This is a genomic window from Tolypothrix campylonemoides VB511288_2 (assembly GCF_045999855.1).
Lineage (GTDB): Bacteria > Cyanobacteriota > Cyanobacteriia > Cyanobacteriales > Nostocaceae > Scytonema > Scytonema bouteillei_A.
The window spans coordinates 1-22,417 of record NZ_JBFPMW010000019.1 but is presented as its reverse complement, the minus strand read 5'-3'; the positions used below and the strand labels follow the sequence as shown (position 1 = coordinate 22,417).

The 22,417-nt window shown below is 42.1% G+C and carries 17 protein-coding genes; 11 read left to right on the top strand and 6 right to left on the bottom strand.

The features are described from left to right. The first annotated feature begins 480 nt into the window (after positions 1-480). From AB0756_RS36720 to AB0756_RS36695, 6 genes are all read left to right on the top strand, one after another. Complete coding sequence (locus tag AB0756_RS36720; RefSeq protein ID WP_167844719.1) at positions 481-1,590, top strand: septal ring lytic transglycosylase RlpA family protein; 1,110 nt, start codon at positions 481-483, stop codon at positions 1,588-1,590. A gap of 160 nt (positions 1,591-1,750) precedes the next feature. After that, a complete protein-coding gene (locus AB0756_RS36715) occupies positions 1,751-3,349 on the top strand; it encodes a bifunctional pantoate--beta-alanine ligase/(d)CMP kinase (RefSeq protein WP_038083061.1) in 1,599 nt (532 codons plus the stop codon). A gap of 346 nt (positions 3,350-3,695) precedes the next feature. After that, positions 3,696-4,568: a DUF5895 domain-containing protein gene (locus tag AB0756_RS36710; RefSeq protein ID WP_038083067.1), complete on the top strand. Its 873-nt coding sequence runs from the start codon at positions 3,696-3,698 to the stop codon at positions 4,566-4,568. Between the two features lie 633 nt (positions 4,569-5,201). Beyond that, positions 5,202-7,094 (top strand): lipoxygenase family protein, encoded by a 1,893-nt coding sequence (locus AB0756_RS36705; protein ID WP_038083060.1) that lies wholly within the window; start codon positions 5,202-5,204, stop codon positions 7,092-7,094. Positions 7,095-7,268: 174 nt separating this feature from the next. Next, on the top strand, positions 7,269-8,615 hold the full coding sequence (locus AB0756_RS36700) for a cytochrome P450 (protein ID WP_038083059.1): 1,347 nt from the start codon (positions 7,269-7,271) through the stop codon (positions 8,613-8,615). A 52-nt stretch (positions 8,616-8,667) separates the two neighbouring features. After that, the gene (locus AB0756_RS36695; protein ID WP_038083058.1) at positions 8,668-9,231 is read left to right on the top strand and encodes a hypothetical protein; all 564 of its coding nucleotides are present in this window, start codon (positions 8,668-8,670) and stop codon (positions 9,229-9,231) included. Between the two features lie 139 nt (positions 9,232-9,370). Here AB0756_RS36695 and AB0756_RS36690 read toward each other — a convergent pair whose 3' ends face one another. Continuing rightward, positions 9,371-10,090: a hypothetical protein gene (locus AB0756_RS36690; RefSeq protein WP_038083066.1), complete on the bottom strand. Its 720-nt coding sequence runs from the start codon at positions 10,088-10,090 to the stop codon at positions 9,371-9,373. A 524-nt stretch (positions 10,091-10,614) separates the two neighbouring features. On the opposite strand from AB0756_RS36690, the gene AB0756_RS36685 reads away from it, so the two are divergent. Then, entirely contained in the window at positions 10,615-11,823 is a 1,209-nt protein-coding gene (locus AB0756_RS36685; protein ID WP_038083065.1) for a NupC/NupG family nucleoside CNT transporter, read from the top strand. 261 nt (positions 11,824-12,084) lie between these two features. Continuing rightward, positions 12,085-12,789 carry a carbonic anhydrase gene (locus AB0756_RS36680; protein ID WP_050045629.1) on the top strand — a complete coding sequence of 235 codons (705 nt, stop codon included), beginning with the start codon at positions 12,085-12,087 and terminating at the stop codon, positions 12,787-12,789. 78 nt (positions 12,790-12,867) lie between these two features. On the opposite strand, the gene AB0756_RS36675 is transcribed toward AB0756_RS36680, so the two are convergent. Next, positions 12,868-13,158, bottom strand: coding sequence for a nucleotidyltransferase family protein (locus AB0756_RS36675; protein ID WP_038083057.1), 291 nt, complete (start codon positions 13,156-13,158; stop codon positions 12,868-12,870). Positions 13,159-13,299: 141 nt separating this feature from the next. Between AB0756_RS36675 and AB0756_RS36670 the strand changes: the two genes are divergently transcribed. Beyond that, complete coding sequence (locus tag AB0756_RS36670) at positions 13,300-14,262, top strand: RpnC/YadD family protein (RefSeq protein ID WP_038083056.1); 963 nt, start codon at positions 13,300-13,302, stop codon at positions 14,260-14,262. Positions 14,263-14,334: 72 nt separating this feature from the next. Beyond that, the gene (locus AB0756_RS36665) at positions 14,335-14,697 is read left to right on the top strand and encodes an Hsp20/alpha crystallin family protein (RefSeq protein WP_237265913.1); all 363 of its coding nucleotides are present in this window, start codon (positions 14,335-14,337) and stop codon (positions 14,695-14,697) included. Positions 14,698-14,984: 287 nt separating this feature from the next. On the opposite strand, the gene AB0756_RS36660 is transcribed toward AB0756_RS36665, so the two are convergent. Continuing rightward, complete coding sequence (locus AB0756_RS36660) at positions 14,985-15,500, bottom strand: hypothetical protein (protein WP_038083055.1); 516 nt, start codon at positions 15,498-15,500, stop codon at positions 14,985-14,987. Between the two features lie 219 nt (positions 15,501-15,719). Here AB0756_RS36660 and AB0756_RS36655 point away from each other — a divergent pair, with 219 nt between their 5' ends. Then, positions 15,720-17,219, top strand: coding sequence for a glycosyl hydrolase family 57 (locus tag AB0756_RS36655; RefSeq protein ID WP_050045630.1), 1,500 nt, complete (start codon positions 15,720-15,722; stop codon positions 17,217-17,219). Positions 17,220-17,559: 340 nt separating this feature from the next. Here the strand turns inward: AB0756_RS36655 and AB0756_RS36650 are convergent, their stop codons facing one another. From AB0756_RS36650 to hetF, 3 genes are all read right to left on the bottom strand, one after another. Continuing rightward, complete coding sequence (locus AB0756_RS36650) at positions 17,560-18,003, bottom strand: type II toxin-antitoxin system VapC family toxin (protein WP_038106003.1); 444 nt, start codon at positions 18,001-18,003, stop codon at positions 17,560-17,562. 3 nt (positions 18,004-18,006) lie between these two features. Continuing rightward, positions 18,007-18,315, bottom strand: a complete 309-nt coding sequence (locus AB0756_RS36645; protein ID WP_050045631.1) for a hypothetical protein — start codon at positions 18,313-18,315, stop codon at positions 18,007-18,009. A gap of 392 nt (positions 18,316-18,707) precedes the next feature. After that, positions 18,708-21,248 (bottom strand): cell division protein HetF, encoded by a 2,541-nt coding sequence (hetF, locus tag AB0756_RS36640; protein ID WP_038106001.1) that lies wholly within the window; start codon positions 21,246-21,248, stop codon positions 18,708-18,710. Between the last annotated feature and the right edge of the window lie 1,169 nt (positions 21,249-22,417).

Here is a 22,417-nt window from a genome sequence, read left to right as displayed (position 1 = left end):
TGATTTTGACAGTTTGGTCTGTTGACTCAAACTTTAAATTTTTTACCAGTGGCACGACGAAAATTTTACGTGTAAACACGTAAAATTTCTTGTCGGTCTCGTTAAGCTACCATTAACTAGCTCTAAATACAACCGTATATACCGTCTTGATTAATTTGATTAATAAATGTTGTGAAGATTTAACAACAAATTTTTTTATTTAAGAAAAAAAGCGATACAGGGCGAAAAGACTCGTGAGAGTAAGGTTTTGCGCGAAAAAGGAGAGTAAAAATTTGAGAAGGTTACCAACACCTACGCTAAAACCCCGATCCCCAACACCGTTTTTTCGTGATAGTGTGATGCAGTTAAAAGCAAAAAGTGAAAGCGGAACGAGTTTGAATTTTGGGAATGTGTCGAAACGCTTTTTGTAACGTTTCTACAATCAAAAACCCCGCTAATTTAACGAAACTTCTGTTCTTCAGTCGCTTTAATATCGGACGCATGAATTATAAACTTTTGTGGGCTGTTGTAGCTCTGTTCACTACTGTTTTTGGCACACCGTCAATTGGTCGCGCTCAAGCAATCAAGGAAACGGCTTCAACTTCGCAAACTGTAGCTTCATCAGATGTAGTGAAAGTAGGGGAGTATCAACCAAAGACAGAAAACCTTGCTAAAAATGCATCTGCGATCGCGGAAATTCACACGCATAATTTAGCAGGGCATCAGGCAGCAACGCTCTATCTTCGCAAGATTCCTGTTCTTACCTTTGTAGGTAAACAGCCTGTATCAACCTCAGGAATTAAGGTTGGTTCCGTTGGTGATACCAGTGCCAAGGTTGGTGGTACACGAGATTTCAGCACTGATGGATTGAACCAAGCAAAGGTTTCCTCAATAGGAAACAGTGCGGACATCAAAAATCAGCCTGTAGCTGCAGCTAATGACCCAGTTCAAAGAGCAACAGTGGTAGCAGCAAAAATCAATCAGTTAGTTTTAGATAAAGTCGATCCCAACAAGATTGCAGTGAGTTGGGAATCTGCTAAAGGAATGCCAACGTCGGAGAATCAGCCAACACAGAAAGGGCGCTATCTCATCAAGGTTGATGGCAAAGAACTCGTGGAAATTAATGGCGATACACGACTTGCAGATACAACCAACGACCCGGCAAAAGACGCACTGCAAGCAACCAATCGCATGCGGAGACTGCTTGGTAATGCAGCTCCTCTGAACGAAATCGCGAATTTACCCGTGCAATCGCCCCTGCAAATTCCAAAAATCTCACTACCAAAGTTACCGACTCAAATTGCTAGCAGAGTACGCGGTACGCTTCAAGGTATGGCATCTTGGTACGGTTATGACGGTTCTGGCAATCGGACTGCTACTGGTGAAAGGTACAATCCAGAAGGATTAACCGCCGCCCATCGCAGCTTACCTTTTGGAACAAGAGTCCGTGTCACTAACACCCGCAATGGTCGCTCTGTTGTAGTGCGAATTAATGACAGGGGTCCATTTATTCGGGGTCGAGTTATTGACCTTTCTGCTGGCGCAGCAAGAATTCTCGGTGTAATGAGCACAGGTATTGCTCCGGTGCGTATCGAAGTCCTAGGAAGGTAAGGAATTATGAATTATGAATTATGAATTGGGAAGCAATACCTGATTTCATAATTCATCACTCAGCATTCATAATTCATTCAATCCCCTAGTTTCCGATCTCTTCCTCAGTTCAGATATAAACTAACGGGGGAGAGAAGCTAGAAAAACTAGGGGTATTTTTGTGCGATTGCTGTCAACTGTTGCTGCTTTACGCTGCTATTTGGCTAAACGCCGTTTTGAGATTCAACCTTTAACCAATGAAAAACCGCTGCAGTATGATATAACTGCAAGGTCTAAAACAGCAGTGGGTTTGGTTCCCACTATGGGGGCTTTGCATCAGGGTCATGTGAGTTTAATTGAACGTGCGCGACAAGAAAATGCCACGACGATCGTGAGTATATTTGTCAATCCACTGCAATTTGGTCCTAATGAAGATTATCAACGCTATCCCCGCACTTTAGATAAAGATTTGCAATTGTGCGAAGAATTTGGGGTAGATGCTATTTTTGCTCCTTCTCCGGAAGAAATGGGAGTTATCGAGAAGAGTATACAAGAATCTATTGATACACAAGTTACCCCGCCATCTGCTATGATATCTGGCTTGTGTGGTCGTTCTCGAGTGGGTCACTTTCAGGGTGTAGCGACAATTGTAACCAAGCTTTTTAACTTGGTACAGCCAGACCGCGCCTATTTTGGTCAAAAAGATGGTCAGCAGCTTGCCATTATTAGACGGCTAGTTGCCGATTTGAATTTTCCGATAGAGATTGTTGCTTGTCCAACTGTACGGGAAGCATCGGGTCTTGCTTTGAGTTCTCGCAACCAATATTTGAATGCAGAACTTCATCAGCAAGCAGCCCTGCTGTATCGCAGCTTGCAACAAGCTCAAGCAGTGTTTCACACGGGTGTTCGCAAGAGCCATACTCTTTTATCAGTAGTCCAGCAAGAAATAGCAATGGCGAGTTCTGTTTTAGTGGAATATATTGAATTGGTTGAACCAAATACTTTGATGCCTATAGAGACAATAGAGGAGGAAGGGATGCTGGCGATCGCAGCTCGTCTTGGTTCCACACGGTTGATTGACAACATTGTCCTGCGCGATCGCAAACCCATTATCGCAATAGACGGACCTGCGGGGGCGGGAAAATCCACTGTCGCCCGTCAGGTAGCGGCAAAACTGGGTCTAGTTTATTTAGACTCAGGGGCTATGTATCGAGCCGTGACTTGGTTGGTGCTGCAAAGGGGAATTCCCCTTGACGATGAGTGCTCCATTGCAGAAGTCGCGAGCCAGTGTTTCATAGAACTTACCCCTAACGAGGATTTACAAGCTCCGGTACGGGTTTGGATTAACGGGACTGATGTTACCCAGGTTATTCGTACTATGGAGGTGACATCCAAAGTTTCTACAGTAGCAGCACAGAGTTCTGTACGTCAAGCTTTGGTGAAGATACAACAAAGTTGGGGGAAAAAAGGAGGTTTAGTTGCTGAAGGCAGGGACATTGGAACTCAAGTTTTTCCTGATGCCGAGGTAAAAATTTTCTTAACTGCTTCTGTCAGCGAGCGGGCTCGCCGGCGTCAAGAAGATTACAAAAGACTCGGTCAACCTGAAGTTAGTTTAGAGCAATTAGAACGCGATATTGCCGAAAGAGACTGGAAAGACAGCAATCGGAAAGTTTCTCCCCTAAAGAAAGCGGCAGATGCTGTTGAAATCAAGACTGACGGTATGAGTGTGATTCAAGTCATTGAAACAATTGTTGACTTCTACCAGCAAAAGTTGTCTTAACTATCACACAGTATTTTTCACTATTTTTATCCGAAGCTCTTATCGTAAATTGTGCCTTATGGCGATTTAAATTGATATATAGCTGCGGGCATAGAAACCCGGTTTCTTCAAGAAACCGGGTTTCTTGACCCAAGGTTAAACAGCAGATTGTTAAGATCTGCTGTGTTGTTGCGTCTATCATCCCGATATAATGATACAAAAGTATTACTTTTTCCTTGATTCTTTCCCTTCTTCCACGCCAGTCGCTTTAAGTCGGGCATTGTCCGCATAAAGTGCTGGCTCCTCTGTCCTCTGCCTTTTTTCTTGTAAACTTGATATTTAAAACACTGAGAACTGCCGTAAGATGATGAAACCATCTGCAAAATTCGACTTTGAGGACGAGAAGTATAGCGCAAGAGCTTCTCAAGTCATTCCTTGGTGTCAGATGATCAATCCTCGGTATGGCACAGAGGGCTTACAACCCTATGGATTAGCGATTAAGCTAGATAATGCTCATGCAGTTGGCTTTCAAAGCGATCGCTCCTGGCAGCAAATAGAGCATGAATTTAGTTCTGGAGTTGAAACGGTCTTTATGACCACAACTCCACGCGTAGTCATAGTCAGGCGAGGACCTTTATCTGTCAAAGACCGAGAGACTGGAATCAAATTAGGAACACTCAAAGATAATTACGATGCTTTTTTAGCAGACAAACTTAAATTTAAAACATTTACTCGCTATTTAATTTATTTAGTAGGGGAAGATAAAAAGTTTTTACACGAGACGCCATTACAATTAACTCTTAATGGTGCAGCAGGAGCAAGTTTTAGTAAAAGCTACTGCGAGTATCAACAAGGTAGGATAACAAGCGGATTTCTCGCTGAATTAGAAAAAGCTTATGCTGGATATCGTCGTCTACCCGTAACACCTAAAGGTCCTCTCTTTCACGCTCACGGGATTTTTTGCCCAATCATAAACTGCGAAGAAAGAGGAATTGAACCAAATACAGTTTTAGTGGCTTCAACAGTGGATTACAAACATCCCACAGTTTCTACACTCACAGATTATCTCATTGCTTCTGATGCTGAGGAATCTGGAGTGATTTGTAAAACTTTTGAAGAATATAAAGAGTTTGGCAAGGATACGGCAAAAGTAGAAACATCTAAAATGGCAATGGCAGGAGTTTCAAATTCCTCCTACGTCTATCCTGATGAAGATGACTTTGCTTATCCACCATACTAGGTAAAAAGCTCATTGGTTGGATACCTGGCTTCTTTCAGAAAGTCAGGTATCTTGCTAGACGGTAAGGACTGCGGGAAATCACGTTTATTCAATTCAAGGCTCAATCTGATGCTACTTCTCTATGATGGGGTGGTTGATGTTCTATTGGCGATCGCTCGGATAAGCCACGATCCGATGGTTTGGGATTTGGTTTTCGTGAAATTGGGGGAGAACCACCACAATCATCTTCGTCATTTATTTATGGCCTGATTGTCTGCTGGCTTAGCTTCTATAATACTTCTCTATGTTACTCGGTAAGTATCTGCGTTAATGTTCTGACTTAGAGTTACATTGTGCCAGAATATTATTTTTTTATCTTTTACATATTGTTACATGGGTTTGTCGATCTACGCTTGCCTATTTACAATAAACAAGGAATCTCACTGGCTAGTATTGCGTTTAACAACTCAGTGATGTATAAAATCCAGAGTGAAAACTCACGGAATACAGAAAATTTTTGTGAATAGTGTGTCAGTTAAAAAATCTTGAAGTGGTGAAGGTTTCTAGACCACTTAATTAATTAAAAAAAAGTAAAGGAGGGCTGTTTTTCATTGAGTTCTAAAGTTCTCTGAAATTTATACTTAGGGAGTCTCCATGACTGCTTCATCACAAGATAATTCGATAAATGTCCCAAATGCAGATAATCTGGACATAGCTAGGCAAGAATACCAATATAGCTACACCCATATCCCACCTCTGGCTATGGTGGATCGGCTACCTCCAGCAGAAGATTTTGCAAGTGCCTGGTACTTTTTGTTGGCTCAGCAAGTTAGGGGACTATTTGTTAATACTCTAATTACTAACCGAGGAAATCGCGGCTCCGAGTCGATCCGTGATGATGTGAGATTGTTTATCCTGGAAGTATTGCTGAAAGGAGCAATACCTTTCCAAACCAACATTATTGTTAAAGTTTTACAAATTGTCCCTCAGATTTTAGCTCAAGGTATATCTCGAGATTACCGAGAACTCGACGATCTGTTATTTTCTATCCTCAAAGACAGCGGCATCACAATTCTTAAAGATTCTTTAAACAAAGTTATTGAGCTTTTGTACGAAGGACAACCAACTGGACGCCCTACCAGTTTGAATGATTACGAAAAGTTATTCCCAGTGCTGGGAGTCCCCGCGATCGCAACAACATTCCAAGACGATGAAGTGTTTGCCTATATGCGAGTTGCAGGGTACAATCCCGTAATCATTGAGCGAGTCAGCAGTCCTGGCGATCGTTTTCCAGTCACAGAAGAACATTACCAGGTGGTGATGGGAACTGATGATTCCCTTGCAGCAGCCGGAGAAGAAGGAAGGCTCTACTTAACAGATTATGGAATTTTAGAAGGAACGATCGGCGGGACATTCCCGTACTATCAAAAATACCTTTACGCTCCCTTAGCACTTTTTGCATTACCCAAAGGCTCTGACCCCAACCGTCTGCTGCGCCCGATAGCCATTCAATGCGGTCAAACTCCCGGTCCAGATTATCCGATCGTCACCCCTAACTCCGGTAAGTATGCTTGGCTGTTTGCCAAAACCGTTGTCCAGATAGCAGATGCCAATGTCCACGAAGCTGTCACTCACCTAGCCAGAACACACTTATTCGTTGGTGCTTTTGTACTTGCAACCCATCGCCAACTTCTCCGCACCCATCCTTTAAGCGTACTTCTGCGTCCTCATTTCGAGGGAACCTTAGCAATTAACGATGCAGCCCAACGAGCTTTGATTGCTCCTGGTGGTGGAGTTGATAGATTGCTTTCAGCAACCATCGATAACTCTCGGGTTTTAGCGGTGTACGGGTTGCAAAGTTACAGTTTCAATAATGCCATCCTACCAAAGCAATTTAAGCAGCGAGGCGTGGAAGATCCCAATCTATTGCCCGTATATCCTTACCGAGATGATGCACTTTTGGTTTGGAATGCCATTCATCAATGGGTTTCGAGTTACGTAAACCTTTACTACTCCACTAATGAGGACATTCAAAAAGACGCAGCCCTTCAAGCATGGGTTGCTGAAGCCCGATCTTACGATGGCGGTCGCGTGTTTGATTTTGGTGAAGATGGAGGTATCAAGACACGAGAATATCTAGCAGATGCCCTTACGCTGATTATTTTCACAGCCAGCGCTCAACATGCTGCGGTTAACTTTCCCCAGAAAAGTCTCATGGGTTACGCAGCTGCCGTACCACTAGCAGGTTACGCACCAGCCTCAACTCTCACTAAGGAAGTGAGTGAAGAAGACTATCTCAAATTGCTCGCACCCCTAGATCAAGCACAAAGGCAGTATAATTTACTGGCTTTGCTGAGTGCTGTTTACTATAACAAACTCGGTGAATACCCGCAAGGACACTTTACAAATCCACAAGTCCAACCTTTACTACAGGAATTTCAGAGCAATCTCAAGCAGGTTGAAGCAACTATCAATCAGCGCAATTTGAAACGCCCAATCTATAATTATTTGCTGCCTTCCAAAATTCCCCAGAGCATTAATATTTAGAAAATAGCGGTTATATCAAGTCCGGCTAAATGCCCATAATAAAACTTTCTTTGCATCCCCGTGTCTCCGGGTCTCCGGGTCTGTCCCAACTACGGGTATGCAACCGGACATGATATTAGGAGTCAGGAGTTTGAAAATATTACTGCATAGTTAGTAGGTATCAAAGGTAACATTATGGCCAACAAAGATCAAATCCTCCAAGCTCACGAGCGCCAAATTTGGCTTTCAGGTATTCTTGCCAGAGTTGGTTACAACAGTCCCATTGGCAGGCTTCTCCGCTTGTGGGCTTATTATATGGATGCTTTTATCATTCTCGGTGCATGGACAGACTTTCTTTACATCCGCAGGGACAATATTGGCGAGAAATTTTTTGCAGTAGACCAGGCAATTATGCATACCTCTCACTCCAAGGTGAGGGAACTCATGCACGTTGAGCCTCAAGTGAGGGGAAATGATTTAGGCATCATTAGAATGTTAGCTCCTAGCTACCTGCTAAACAATCCACTTAGTTTGGGAATGAACGGTAACGAGCATACAGGAGCTCGTGCCATATTTTTGCAAGCTTTACCAGAACCATCAGAACACGCAGAAGTATTGGGGTATTTAGTAGATCGATCGCTAGCAAAGGCTGCCATACAGGGACAAGTACATATCGGCAATGATTTGCCAAAGATGTTACTTGAGATTTTGCATCAACTTGTTTTCGAGATTTCATTATCTGAGCCCGAAATTACGGCATCCCGTAATTACATTAGCGGGCTAGTACTTGCGTCCTTACCAAATTTCATCAGTCAGTATTTGCTTGCATTTAGAACTTTTCCTAACATCCAACATCGAAAGCGTTTGACCGAGCGATACAAACAATCTCCGAGATGGGAATCTTACCTAGAAACAGGTAGCCAGTATCAGTTGAACGCACACCAAGTTGCTAACACTGTTTTCGATATGATCCATATTGCTGGAACTGCAGGTACCAGCGCTCTTTTGGGATCTGTCATTGGTGTTCTGTGTCTGGATGAGACCTTAAGAAATGATGTCGTGTCTGAAGTGAATGCTGTGTGGGATGGTACAGACACCCCTAGTGGAGATGCTCTAGAACAGTTAACACTCACCCATAAAGTTATTCTGGAAACAGCTCGCATGTATCCACCCGTGCGATTTGTCAGCCAACTCACTACCGAGGGGGGTGAGGTTGAGATCGGAGGGCGCAGGTGTCCCTTCCAAAGAGGAACTCGTTTGCTCGGATCGATCTTCACAGCAAATCGTGACGCCAACAGATACAGCAATCCAGATAACTTTGACGTTACGCGAGATTTTTCCGATATCGTATCTTGGAACGGAGCAGGACATGAGCGTGCTTGTCCCGGTAGATCCTTATCTATTGGGATAGTGAAAATGTTTTGTCTGTATCTGTTTAAAAAATATCAATGGAACTCCTTTACACAAGTCAAGTGGGATTTTGAAAAAGTGACTGCTGTTACTCCTAATGATTTAGTGCTGCAAGGATTTACTCATCGATAGTCAATGCAGAAAAGTATTTTTTAGATGACTTGCGTAAGAAAGGAACCAGGGAATGATTGGAGCGATCGAAAAAAAGCGACTCGACAACATAGCAACTTGGATGATTCCCATCACACAAACAAACCTACCTAATATTCTTAGGGGCGTATTCCATATGGATGGCAATCCACTTCCAGATGAGTGCATCACATTCTACAATATAGAATGGGATATGCAAACCCGTTCCTTAGTTCTACCCGTCTTTGCCCCATTACAATGGACTTTTCATAACTCAGTTCGTGGATGGATATTACTGATTGCCATCCAGGTCATTCAATTGACGTACAAAATTCAATTTGAAGATGAAACCTTACAGCAAGCGCAAATTACACCTTTTACATTTGGGCTACCAGTTCCAAAGTGGATTATAGCGCTCACAATGATCCAGGACAAAAACTCTAACGATAGAAACACTTGGCAACGAAAGAACGTCTGGTTTGGCGGACTTTCACGAGTTGGGGAATATACACTTCGTAGGGTTGTGGATGAAAACGGTCGCCATACACCTGCTTTCAACGATATGCTGACCTCGTCTCCAAACGAATGTTTGGTAATTGTTAGAAACGAAAAAATTTAGGTGAGTTTGTAGCAAATAGCATTCGCAGGCTATACGAGCAAAACCCACCTATGTGGATTTGTAACTGCAACCAAACCCTTACCTAAAATTACCCATTATTCACACTGTTTGGATAAAAGGATTGAATTGGAGCAATCATTTATCCCTGACTTTGTAAACTTTTCATCTCATGTTGGACATCCAAAGCAATTTGCAAGGCTTCATTCAACAAGCGTCCGTGCTCGCTCGCTTGTTCGCTGACTTGCATTGCTGTTAATGTTGCTAAATTATTGGCAAATAACTCCGATCTACTGATAATAAATTTTTTATTCTCTCTTAAGATTCTTTCCGTCTTTAAAGCACGCACAAGATCGCTTCTTGTTAGCTCAAGTGCTTCAAGAACTTTTTGTCTTTCTTTTAAACTGACTCCCGGATTTCCAGCTTCTTCTATTTGGTCGTTAATATCTATCGCTTTAATAACAGAGTTATATCTTTCGACATCATTCAAGAGAATTTTTAAGGAAGGAGTCATATTTTTATCAACCAGCTTCAGCCTTTGCTTCCAAAAAAAATACAAGAAACCTTGTGTGCTAGAACCAGTTAAAAAGCTCAAGATAATTAATAATAACCAGGATGGTATTGCTACCCAAGTTGCAAAAAATCGAATAAGAAGGTCAATGGCAACATAACTACCCACTAATACACTCAATCCTATAAAAACTACAGTCGCTCCTTCAGAACCTTTAACTTTTTCTATAAATCTCCTGAATATTCCTTGAAAACGATGGCTAATAATTATTAGTTCATCATTTACGGGCAAGTTAGTTAATTTCTGTAATTCTTTCCGACTAATCTCTAATCCTACTAAATCATCAAGCACAGTTTTAATATCCTTGGGATCTATAAGTTTTTTTTTCAATATTATATAACAGAAAAATTTATAAAATGTTTATAATGTGCTTCCGCTGTTAAAAATTGTTCATAAAAATATCTTTTTATCCATAAATTGAAACAGTATTATCCCACGTCAAGCATAATTTGTTACATTTGAGCCTTTTTTCCGTAATTTCTGTTACAGATTTACTTTAGTAGGAACAGTTCTTCAGGATAAATCAGCGTTTACTTAACTTGATACAACATCTATGTAACAATTTGTAAGTGCAGAGTATACAGATGCATTAGGTCAGGCACTTGATATAACAAATCAATGTACGCGATTGAGACTTTTCCGTATTAAAGAGACAGCCAAAAGCTTTTTTAAACCAAATTGCTGGTTGCTGATTTTCATTCATTACATAATTTTTATTAATTTCTGGCATTTCTCTGACGTCTATTTTGTGTATACTCTGTGACCAAGGTTAAGAGCGGTGCCTTTCCTTTTTGGGAGAAATATTGGGAGAAATGATGGAACGCGCAATTTCTGCCTTGGGACTACTTGTTTTTATTGGGATATCCTACGCTTTTTCTGTCAATCGTCGTGCTGTCCGTTGGCGAACAGTAGCATGGGGACTGGGATTGGAGTTTGTATTTGCACTCTTGATTTTGAAAACTCCTAGTGGTTTGGCAGCATTTAAGTCTTTAGGTGATGTGGTCAGCAGTTTTTTAGCATTTTCAGACGTGGGAGCAAAGTTTGTTTTTGGCGAGAGTTATAAAGATCACTTGTTCGCATTTCAAATTCTGCCCACAATCATCTTTTTTTCTGCTTTCATTAGCGTCCTGTATCATTACGGGATTCTACAGTGGGTAGTGACTGGTATGGCTTGGGTGATGATGAAGACCATGAAAACTTCTGGTTCTGAGTCTTTGTCTTGTGCGGGTAACGTTTTTTTGGGACCAACTGAATCACCTTTGATAGTTAAGCCTTATGTCTCAACAATGACACAATCAGAACTGTTTGCGGTGATGACGGGTGGTTTTGCTACGGTGGCTGGTGGGACATTGGGAGCATACTTATCATTCGGTTTACCAACAGAACATCTTATAGCTGCTTTTTTTATGACAGCTCCGACATCTTTGGTTGTTGCGAAATTACTTTACCCAGAAACAGAAGTATCCGACACTGCGGGACAAGTGAGGGTAGAAGTCAAAACAAATTTTGTTAACGTCATTGATGCTGCGACTTCAGGGGCGCTTGAAGGCGTCAGGTTAGCGGTTAATGTGGGAGTGATGATTATTGCTTTCTTGGGTTTGTTAGCTGTAGTCAACGCATTACTTGGATGGTTGGGGACACGGATTGGATTGCCGCAACTTTCACTAGAATGGATTTTATCTTTTATTATGGCTCCTGTGGCTTGGTTGATGGGTGTGCCTTTGGCTGATTGCGCTCAAGTGGGAGCGTTGTTAGGTAAAAAGACTATTCTTAATGAATTCATTGCTTACTTAGATTTAAAGACTTTAATCGAGAAAGGTCAAATTTCTCAACGTGCGATCGTGATTGCTACTTACGCGTTATGCAATTTTGCTAATGTTGGATCTATCGGCATTACTATTGGTGGAATTACCGGAATGGCACCAAATCGCCAACACGATCTAGCTCGCATGGGTGTTAGATCGATGATTGGGGGATTGCTTGCAGGTTTTATGACTGCTTGTATTGCTGGAATGTTAGTTTAATATCATTTATTATTTGTAAAATGAACCTCTAAGACGCAAAGAACACGGGCTTCACAGGAGTTGCTGGAGGCTAGAAAAAAGAAAAGAAGACTGGTGTTTACATAGCACTATAGGGATTAATTTCTCATTATGAAAATGTAGAGATTAATGAACTTTGTTATCTATTTTTTAGATAATACGAAGTTTTATGAATGAAGATGCCTGCAACCCTTTTTTCTATTTCAAACTATGTAGTAAGTTCACCTCTTGCATCAGACATTAATGAAGTATCACAGCATTGATGAACTTCTTAAAAACAACCAAGCTTGGGTTGCTGAAAAGCTAGCTCTAAACTCTACTTATTTTGAAGAGTTAGCACGGGGACAAAAACCACCCTATCTCTACATTGGTTGTTCTGACAGTCGTTTGCCTTTAACTAATTTTACACGTACAGAACCTGGAGAATTATTTGTTCACCGTAATATTGCCAATCAAGTCTCTCTCACAGATATTAACTTCTTAGCTGTTCTTGAGTACGCAATAAACCATCTTGAAATCGAACACATTATTGTTTGCGGTCATTACGGCTGTGGTGGAATCAAAGCGGCGTTAGAAGGAAGAACAATAGGAATTATTGATAATTGGGTGAATCCAATACGAGAACTCTATTTGCAAAAACAAGACGAAATTGATGCTTTACCAATAACAGAAGATCGTTTGAATTACCTAGCAGAACTCAATGTAATGGCACAAGTGAAAAATCTGTACCAAACTTCCATCATGCGTAAAGCACTTCACGAACAAAAAGCACCGTTGGTTCATGGTTGGGTCTTAGATATCGGTAGCGGGTTAATTAAAGATTTGCAAGTCTCTACTTCACAATGGCAGTTAAGCCCTTCGTGTGCGATCGCACTCAGCAATCTCAAAGTTCACATTCCTATTCTTCAGTCCGTTCAGACTCTATCACTGTCTCTCGAAAATCTTTAAAAGATGTCTCACCGACACGAACGCTTCTAAATAGCTGCGATCGCTTCCACAATATCTCGAATCCGAAATTGCCATTGTCTAGAAGGCACGGATTATATCCTCAAGAACAGGTTCTCTAAAGTTTTCTCGCAGAGCATCTAATGTACCCATATCTACAGGGTACCCTAATAAATCTTCTAAATAAAGTCGCACTTCAATAAACTCAAATAATCCTACAGGACGATTAAATTCAATCAAAAAATCAATATCGCTGCCAGCCTTAGCTTCATCTCGCGCTACTGAGCCAAATAAATCCAACGATTTTACACCCATTGCCTGCAACTGCTCTCGGTGTGCGGCAATAATTTCCAAAACTTGCGATCGCTTCATTTTCTTTTTTTCAAAAATTACATTCGATGAGGTCTATTTCTGCCACGTTCCTTACGGAACATAGCGTGGATTTGTTGAAGGTGGCGAAGTCTTGTGGTAAAACGTCCTAGTAACATTTAGGACTGTATTGACTCTAACGGCATGACGGAACCAGAAACCAACGTTCCTGCAAATTACGACGAATCGTGGAAAGTGGCGATTGAACAGTATTTTGAGCCATTCGTTGCCTTCTTCTTCCCAGAAGCACATCGGGAGATCGCCTGGGAGCGGGGATACGAATTCCTTGACAAAGAGTTTACCCAGATTATCCGGGATGCTGAAATTGGCACGCGCTTCGTTGATAAGCTGCTTAAGGTGTGGCTCAGAGACGGCGAGGAAGCGTGGCTGCTGTTGCATATCGAAATCCAAAGCCAAACGGACAGCGGTTTTGCAAAACGAATCTTTACCTATAACTATAAAATTTTTGACCGCTATGGTCGAGAAGTGGTAAGTCTAGCCGTGCTGGGAGACTCTCAACCCAACTGGCGACCCCAGGAATATGGTTACGGGCGATGGGGCTGCTCTATGCAACTGCGGTTTCCCGTCATCAAATTGTTAGACTATACCTGGGAAACGCTGGAATCGAGCAATAACCCGTTCGCTGTGGTAGTGATGGCGCATCGCAAAACCCAGGCTACGACCCAAGCTGCCTCAGAGCGATTTCAATGGAAACTGCGCCTGATTAAAGGTCTTTACAGACGCGGGTATAGCCGACAAGATATCATCAATATATTCCTGGTGCTGGATAGCATGATGCGCCTGCCGGAACCGTTGGAAGTTACCTTGCGGGACGAACTAAGACAATTTGAGGAGGAAAATCAAATGCCCTACATTAGCAGCATTGAGCGCATTGGACGACTTGAAGGACGACTTGAAGGACAACACGAAAAAGCCAAAAATTTAATTCAGAGCTTGCTCAAGAGCCGATTTGGTGTTCTTGACGAAGAGCTTTCATCTGTCGTTGAGCCACTAACCCAACTGCCGGATGATGAAGTCGCCAACCTTTTGCTCACCTCTTCCCGTGAGGAATTGGTAACACGCTTTGGACAAAGCACGTTGCACTAAGATAATTTTGACGAGTTAAGCTCACAAGCTGGCGATACCTCCTCCACTTCTTCTTGGAGTCCGGCTGTTGAGTTGATTGATGCAGGTGATAATCTGATTTTTAGAGCACAACTTTCCGGTATTGCCCCTCAAGACATAGATGTACACGTAACACGTGACGCTACTTCTCTCGGTGGAGAACGCAAGGTTTTCCAAAATGGAAATAATGTCAACCCTTTGCACTCTGAATTCCGATATGGCAAATTCCAAAGAGTTATTAACTTGCCATTTCCCGTGCAAAATGACAAAGTGCAAGCTGACTATCGCGATGGTATTCTAACTCTTACCTTGCCCAAAGTTGAAGCAGTCTGCAATCGCGTTGTTAAGATTAACCTGGGAGAACTACCTTCTTCTGGTGAAAGCAAAACATTAGACGCTAGCTCAACAACAGCATAATCTGTATAATATTTTCTTCAATGTCATTTAATTACCTATAGGTGCAGGGTGGGAAAGTCCCGCCCTGCTTTATTTTCTATAAGGCTACGGTGTATACAGATCTCTAGAAAAGATATAAAACATCGTCAAAAGAGAGAATTGGAATTGACTTTCCTCCCCATTTATGGGCTAGGGGGGAACGAAACTGCAAAAATGCACTTTAGAAGACCTGTGTACATCACCGTAGCCCTCTACAAGGGGAGGGTTAGAGTGGAGTCTAATGAGATATCAGTTGAACTTACGTTCCATTAACTATTCCCATCTTTCTCAATGCTTTCACGCAGATCGAGAAATTGTTTGCCAGAATCTGTAATCATCACAAATTCTGAAAGATTGTTACCTTCATAGGGAATATCGCGTATTCTTTCTGCCTCTACATAACCGATATCCCGCAAGTGATAAAGTTCTCTTTCCAAACGCTCGGTCATTTTATACTGACCAAATTTACCAGCATCAATCTTCTTAAGAGTTTCATACATTGATTTAGGCATTGATAGCAAAAGAAATTTATCAGTTCTTGACTTAGCAGTTGTAATTTTTTTGCCAAGCGTACTGAGTTTTGCATCTATCTTGCCTCGATCGAAAGTTAGTGAAATAACCTCATCAAGACGAGGAATTAAAAATAGTAAAATTGCGATAATAACAATCGCTATGAGCAGTTGTATAGAAGCTTGTCCGGAAAGTAACATCATGAGCAAGACTGCTTCAAGAAAAGCAATACATGTAAATGCTGCCCACCATTTTGTTGAGTAATCTTGAATCACATTTATCTCCTAATAGGTTAGTAGTTATTGGTTAGTGGTTAATGGTTAGTGATTAGTGTTTCTTGGAAACCTAACAACTAACTACTAACAATTAACCACTAACTACTAACAAGCTCATAAGCGTAACATGATTAAATTTTTTTTCAGTTAATCGCGAACTTTTTTGTTTTAAGCCAGAATAGAAAGTATCGTAAAAACCACAGTATACGGGAAAGTCTCATGCCAATAACAGCACCATCGGCGAATTTGCCAATTTTGGAAGAATTACGCTCGGGATTACCAAATATTTGTGGTTGGGAGTCGGAAATTAGCTCAGTCGTTCAAAAGGATGAACCTGTATTTTTAAACACTACAAATATCCGATTGGAAAATATCGCATCTGGATTTGCTTGCGCCCTTCACATGCACCAACCTACTATCCCAGCAGGTGTCAATGGCGAACTTATTAGCAATCTCCAGTATATGTTTGAACACCCCCATGAAGGAGATAACCATAACGCAGAACCTTTTGCTTGGTGCTACAAGCGCATGGGAGATTTTATTCCTCAAATGATTGCTGAAGGCTGCAATCCTCGAATTATGCTCGACTACTCGGGTAATTTGTTATGGGGATTGCGACAAATGGGAAGAGATGATGTTCTTAACAATCTCAAGCGTATCACCTGCGATCCTCAATACCAGCCTTACGTGGAGTGGCTCGGAACAATGTGGAGCCATGCCGTTGTTCCTTCTACCCCTATTCCCGATCTTAAACTTCACATTCAAGCGTGGCAACATCACTTTGCAGCTATTTTTGGCTATAATGCCCTAGCGCGAGTGAAAGGTTTCTCTCCTCCAGAAATGCACTTGCCAAATCATCCAGATACGCTGTTTGAGTATATTAAAGCGTTGAAAGAGTGTGGATATCGTTGGTTAATGGTTCAAGAGCATTCCGTAGAGCGTTTGGATGGTTCGGGGCTGAAACATGATGATAAATATATTCCCAATCGTTTGGTTGCTCGTAATTCTTACGGGGAAACGATTGGTATCACTGCATTAATTAAAACCAAAGGTTCGGATACAAAATTAGTGGCGCAGATGCAGCCCTATTTTGAGGCAAAAGGTAGAAATCAGCAGTCAATTGGAAATAGAACGTTTCCCTCTTTAGTGACTCAAATTGCTGATGGGGAAAATGGGGGCGTTATGATGAATGAATATCCCCGTGATGTCTTTAGGGTGTATCGCGAAATTCGCGATTCGGGAGGAAATGACTCAGGAACAGTTGCACTCAATGGAACTGAATATTTAGAGTTGATTGAAGCAGCAGGTGCTAATCCAGACGATTATCCAGCTTGTCAAGCTGTACAGCAACACAAAATTTGGCAGCATGTCAATCCAGATAATGTTACGCCAGAAGCAGTGGAAAAGGCGATCGCACTCGCTCGAGAAACAGACCAACAATTTCATATGGATGGTGCTTCTTGGACGAATCATTTAAGTTGGATTCAAGGTTACGAAAATGTTTTAGATCCCATGAAGAAATTGAGTGTTTTATTTCATGAAAAATACGATCCACTCGTACAGCAAAATCCTTCATTGACACAAACTTCTGAGTATCAAAAAGCATTGCTGTATAACTTATTGTTGCAGACAAGTTGTTTTCGTTACTGGGGACAAGGCACTTGGACTGATTATGCTCGCGAACTTTATCGCCGTGGTGAAGAATTACTCCAATCCTAGCCGTTATAGTATTTCACCACCCAAACACTTTTTCTTCTTTCTACTCCTTTGCCGCTAGAAAATTACCGAACTACTTTTCCTATTACTTCCTTGCTCTTTGCGTCGAGTTCGGTTCATTTAAATAGGTAATCTTCGGGCGAAAAGGGAGTAATCTATCTAATTTCTCCGCGTCTTTGCTTCCTTCTGTCTCCGCGTCGCACTTTGAGCGTGCTATTCGCGTCCTCGCCCGTACACTTTGTTAAGAGGGCGGGAGAGGACATCTTCCAATACTGCTTGGTTAAGGAAAATGAAAGGTAAAAGTGATTCGACGTGCCATGACTTTACTCCCGTTTAGCTAAAGTCAAGATATTGTAGCTGTGGGATGAACAGTTATAATTTCGGAGTAACGGGTAAAGTCTTCGGTGTTAAATGTGAGTATATGGGTTAAGCCATGCACGAGTATCGCCGCAACAAGTCTGGCATCATGCACATTTATGCCTTTGACAGCATAAGCTACTACAAGCTTTTCCCATTCTTGGTAAATTACTTCGGTATCTAGTAGTAGAGGGAAAAATGCCTTTAAGCGTTTAATTTCAACTTCAGCTTCAGCTGCGCTATGTCCCAAGCCGTTCCTCTCTACAGGCCGAGTGTAAACATTCCAAAACTCTATTAAGTTTTGTGGGACAATGCACAGCTGCTCGCCTTGCAATAGTAGAGTGGCGATGGCATTACTTGCATCCCCATACATGGGGTGAGATGGTTCAACGCTACGCAGAAGTAGGTTTGTGTCTACAAGAAAGGCCACGCTTCACTCCTCGTCTGAGTACATATTTTCGCGGCTGACAGCATAGTCGGATAAAAGTGGTGTATTGCGATCGTGGCTATCTGCCCACTCCCGAAAAGCTTGCGACAATTCAAAAGGAGTAGCAGTCTCATACAAAGGACGCTCCGTTTGTGGTTTCACTAACCGCTCAAGCATCGTATCAAGGTATGGCTTAATTTGCTCAGGACTAAGAGTTGTTATTCTCGCCAGAACCTGGGTGATTACCTCGATGTCTTCTTTGTGAGCTTCCTCAAAATGACGAAGAATTTCCGAAACTTGACTGTTTATAGGCATAACACTGTTACCATCTTGATTACTTTTGTAAAAATATAAGTCTGTAATTTTATTAAAATTTACAAATGTAATAATGTTAATTATTACATTAATTCTCCAACTCCTGTTCAATAAAAGAAATCATTAGTTCTTTGATGCTCATCCCTTTCTTAGTAGCGCAAATTTTAATTGCCTGATACTGGGTTTCCGTTAGCAGAATGGCACTAAGATAAGTCGAACGCAAGTTGAGATTAGGGTTTTGTGGGTTCATATGCGAACCCACACAGTATTGGGGCACCTTCACAAACGATAAAATGCTGTAGGCTCTAGTATTCTAAATACAAAAACCAATTTGCTTCAAGGTAAAAACCTTGAAGCAATTGCAATGAATAAATCATTTTTGTGAGTCGTTGTTAACTACTTCTTCTAACGGGACCCTTCAGTTTCAGCCGAAGCAAAGCTTGCCAATCTTGAATGGCTTTATCTGTCCACATCCAATCTTGACGCAATTTTTCAGGTTGGAAATGCACTGAATCCTCTCTTACAACTGTTTGCCGCAGTTTAATGGCTTCACTAAGATACTGCTGCCGTTTTGCAGGAGGTTGTTGGTAAGCTGTTTTATACAATCCAAGGGCTAATCCAGCATAAGCTGTTAAAGCGTCTTTTGGGATAGGTTTTTCGTTCTTATCATTGTCTGCAAGAGGAGTCGCAGACATTTTTTGCTCTTTAACCGCTACGTCTAACGCCCTAAACCAAGCGTCATTAGCTTGAATCAAATTTCCTTGTGCATAGTAGGCAAATCCTAAAGCGTTTTTATAAGTGGGTGACTGAGGGGCTTCTTTCACGGCACTTTCCCAAAAACGCCGAGCATCATTTAAACTGTACTTCTTGTCTCCCCGTCGTAGAGACTGCCATGCCAATCTCCCTTTAAGGAAGTTAACAAATGAATTATCGGCTCGATCTTGAGGAATGAGACCGAGGATTTTTTCAGCATCGGGAAGTGCGCCGCGATTGAGCAGTTCTTCCACTGCTTTCAACCCTGCATCTAAATCACTTTTGCTCAACCTATCATTTGCATGGGCGGTCAAATCATCGACTTCTGCCTTTGTAATATCGAAGCCTGGTGGAGATGGGGAAGGAACCATTAAGCCAGGTAACGGAGTTTTTGACAACAAATTAAAACCCAAAACCGCTACAAGAGCACTCGTAGCAGCGATACCAACTATACCCAAGGGGTTATGTTTTTTCTGCTGTTTTAGCTCAGTTTGTTGTGATGAAACAGTTGTTTCAGTTGATGGGGGAAGTTGTAAGCGATCCCAATTCCCTTCCAATCTTAGAGGTGTTTCTGAGGACCCAGCATTAGAGGAGGGTAATTCGCGACGCCCCGTACCTTGTTGTCTGCCATATGCGGCGGCGGCTCTTACTTCTTCCCACATCCCAAGATCGCTCTCTAGGGATGCTATCTCTCCTGACACTTCATTCTCATCAAAACGGTCTTCACCGAAGTCTTGCACGAGTTCGGCGGTCATCGAGTTTTCGGACTCAGCCCGTTGGCGATCGATTTGGCGGAATAAGTCGGAAACTATGGCAGAGTCTTCTTCATAGGTTGGCTCGTCATACTCAATTTCATCAGCAAGATCGTCAAGCCAGTCCAATTCTGAGGGTTCCCTGGCTAGAGGAGGCATTATCTCCTCAATTGGTAACGGCATATCGGGATCATTTGCCGTATCTGGATAAATTGGGCTTGTTGTCGTCGTTAAAGCAGTGGAATTAAACTCGTCAATTAACTCATCGTTGTGAATTGGGTGCATTCCCGGACTGAGATAGCCGTTAAATTGTGGCTGAAGATACAGAATCGGTAATGCCCAATACATTTGATGGGAACTGTAAGCTGCAATGAGCCCTTGACGCATTCGACTGACACATAAATCTACGGGATACCCCAGCAAGAGATTGCGGTAGAACAATTGTGTTAGTGTAAGCGCTACATCGTCGGGTATGCGTTCTGACATTGCCAAAACACTTTTTATACCCCGTTTGACTAAGCTTTCTGTTAGATTTCGTTCGCCCGTATCTCCTGAAGGATCGGTGGTGGCGGCGTATGCTCCCAGACAGGAGTTAAACACTGCCATTTGTATGTGATTGTTAACGAGTAAACCTGCTAGGTCATCGCCACTTAGGGTTTCTTTTAACCCAGTTCTACCACTGACTAAGTAAATTTCTCCACCATTTGGACCTGGGTTGCTATGACCGGAGTAGTGTAGAACGTGGTATCTTCCTTGTTCTAAGGCTTGTGTCAGTTCCTCTCGCCCCGGTTGCTCTAGCAAGGTTAATCGGATGCGTGGAATGTCTCCATTGACACTGCGATGCAATTCTGCTTGCAGTCTAATAGCTTCTTGCTTGAGTAAATCCAGGCGAGCTAAGTCTGTAGGTGAAGCAATCACCATCAACACTTTGATACCACTCTCCTCATAGGGTGGTACTGGCATACTTGTTGTCGGCAAACGAGAAGTACCACCAGACGCATTTTGGTACCGAGAAAATGCTATGTATAAACCAGTAGCTATGGGGCGATCGCCTGCATGCATGACTTCCCATGGCAGGCGAGCTAACCTGGTATCTTTTAATCCCAAGCGCAAGCGCAGTACCTGTTGGTGGTTCTGAGCAATTCCTTGGGCGGTAATCCAGCTATCTCTGAGAGTGCCTTGAAACAGTGCGTTATACAGTTGTTGACCCAACGCTACCAAGTTAATGGAGTTTCTTGCGATCGCATCTCCTTGGAGCACTAATTTTAATGGGTCGTTCATCAAATGACCTGCAGCCGTCAACCAATCAGCTACAGGCCAAGTCACCAGTTCCTCTGCCAATGGCACCCCAGGCGCGACTTGTTCCGTCCGCACCAAGTAGTCATTTTGCCCTACTGGGGTTACGGAAATGTGAAATTCCTGGGTCACAACTTCTCCTGCTTGCCTCCTAAATCTGGTTTGGAACGCGAAAGTTTCAAGTCGATGTTTCGCTCTTTCTGATACCTTAGATGCATCCCGCCACTGAATGTTTCTGATTCAGGTTGTTCCGCTTAACATAATCTAACCCATGAAAACTCATATTTCATAGAGCAGAATTCATACTGTATTCCATGCAACTAAGAAATGGGTTTGCAGTAGGTGCAATGTTATCTGAGGTAAAAAGGAGAGAAAATTCCTCCCTTGAGACCAAGACTACATTTCTACAAGTGAAGTAGTTTTGGCTCTTAAGTTTGTGAATTCTACCTCCTTTTTTAACTTTATCCGGATTTTATAAGTTCCGCCCAGAACATTCATAGTGGTAGATGCACCTTGATCGCGAGCTCCCATGAAGCTAATCAAAGCCTTTTGGGAGTTTTTCTGTGTTTTCTTGAAGAAAACAGGAGTCCGAAAGCACTTGGATGGCGCTTCAGACCCTATCCAATTAAAAATGCCTTTCAGGCAAAGCAAAAGGGAATACCTTAAACTTTTTCTTCCCTTCTGCCCTTTGCCCTCTACCTTGCCTAAAAAGTTTAGTGGTTGATGCGATGGTTGATGCAACGAAATAGATGTGATGAAGGCAAGGCTATAATCTACGGAAAACAATCCGGAGACATCCTAACAATTAATTTGCCCTAATAATTAACTCCCCTGACTCAAACCTACACCCTTTACGGGTTTTGCTGTGCTTTGCATATCATATTATTCTCCAAAGTTATAGATACAGTTGACGCCGTCCATGGAAGTGACTGCTGTTTTACAAAAGTGGTAGTGACCTGCAACACTTTTTAAGGCTGTTCTTTAACGGTACATGAAAATACCGTATTGGTAATAGATGACTCAAATGAAATTTGAGAGAAGGGTTGGTAAAGTTTCATTTCTACTCAATCAACAATTTTTACCTGTTTCGGGAAAAAAATTCCGGATAGGGTAGTTACCAATAGAACAATGTAGTGGTAGATGCACCCTGATAACTGACTCCCCTGGCTAGCTTTTAGCTAGTAGGGGTCTTTTTTTTTAGTGAGATAAATAACACCTTGATTTTTTACTACTTATCCGGATGCCCTGGTTAATCTAAGAACAATGTAGTGGTAGATGCACCCTGATAACTGACTCCCCTG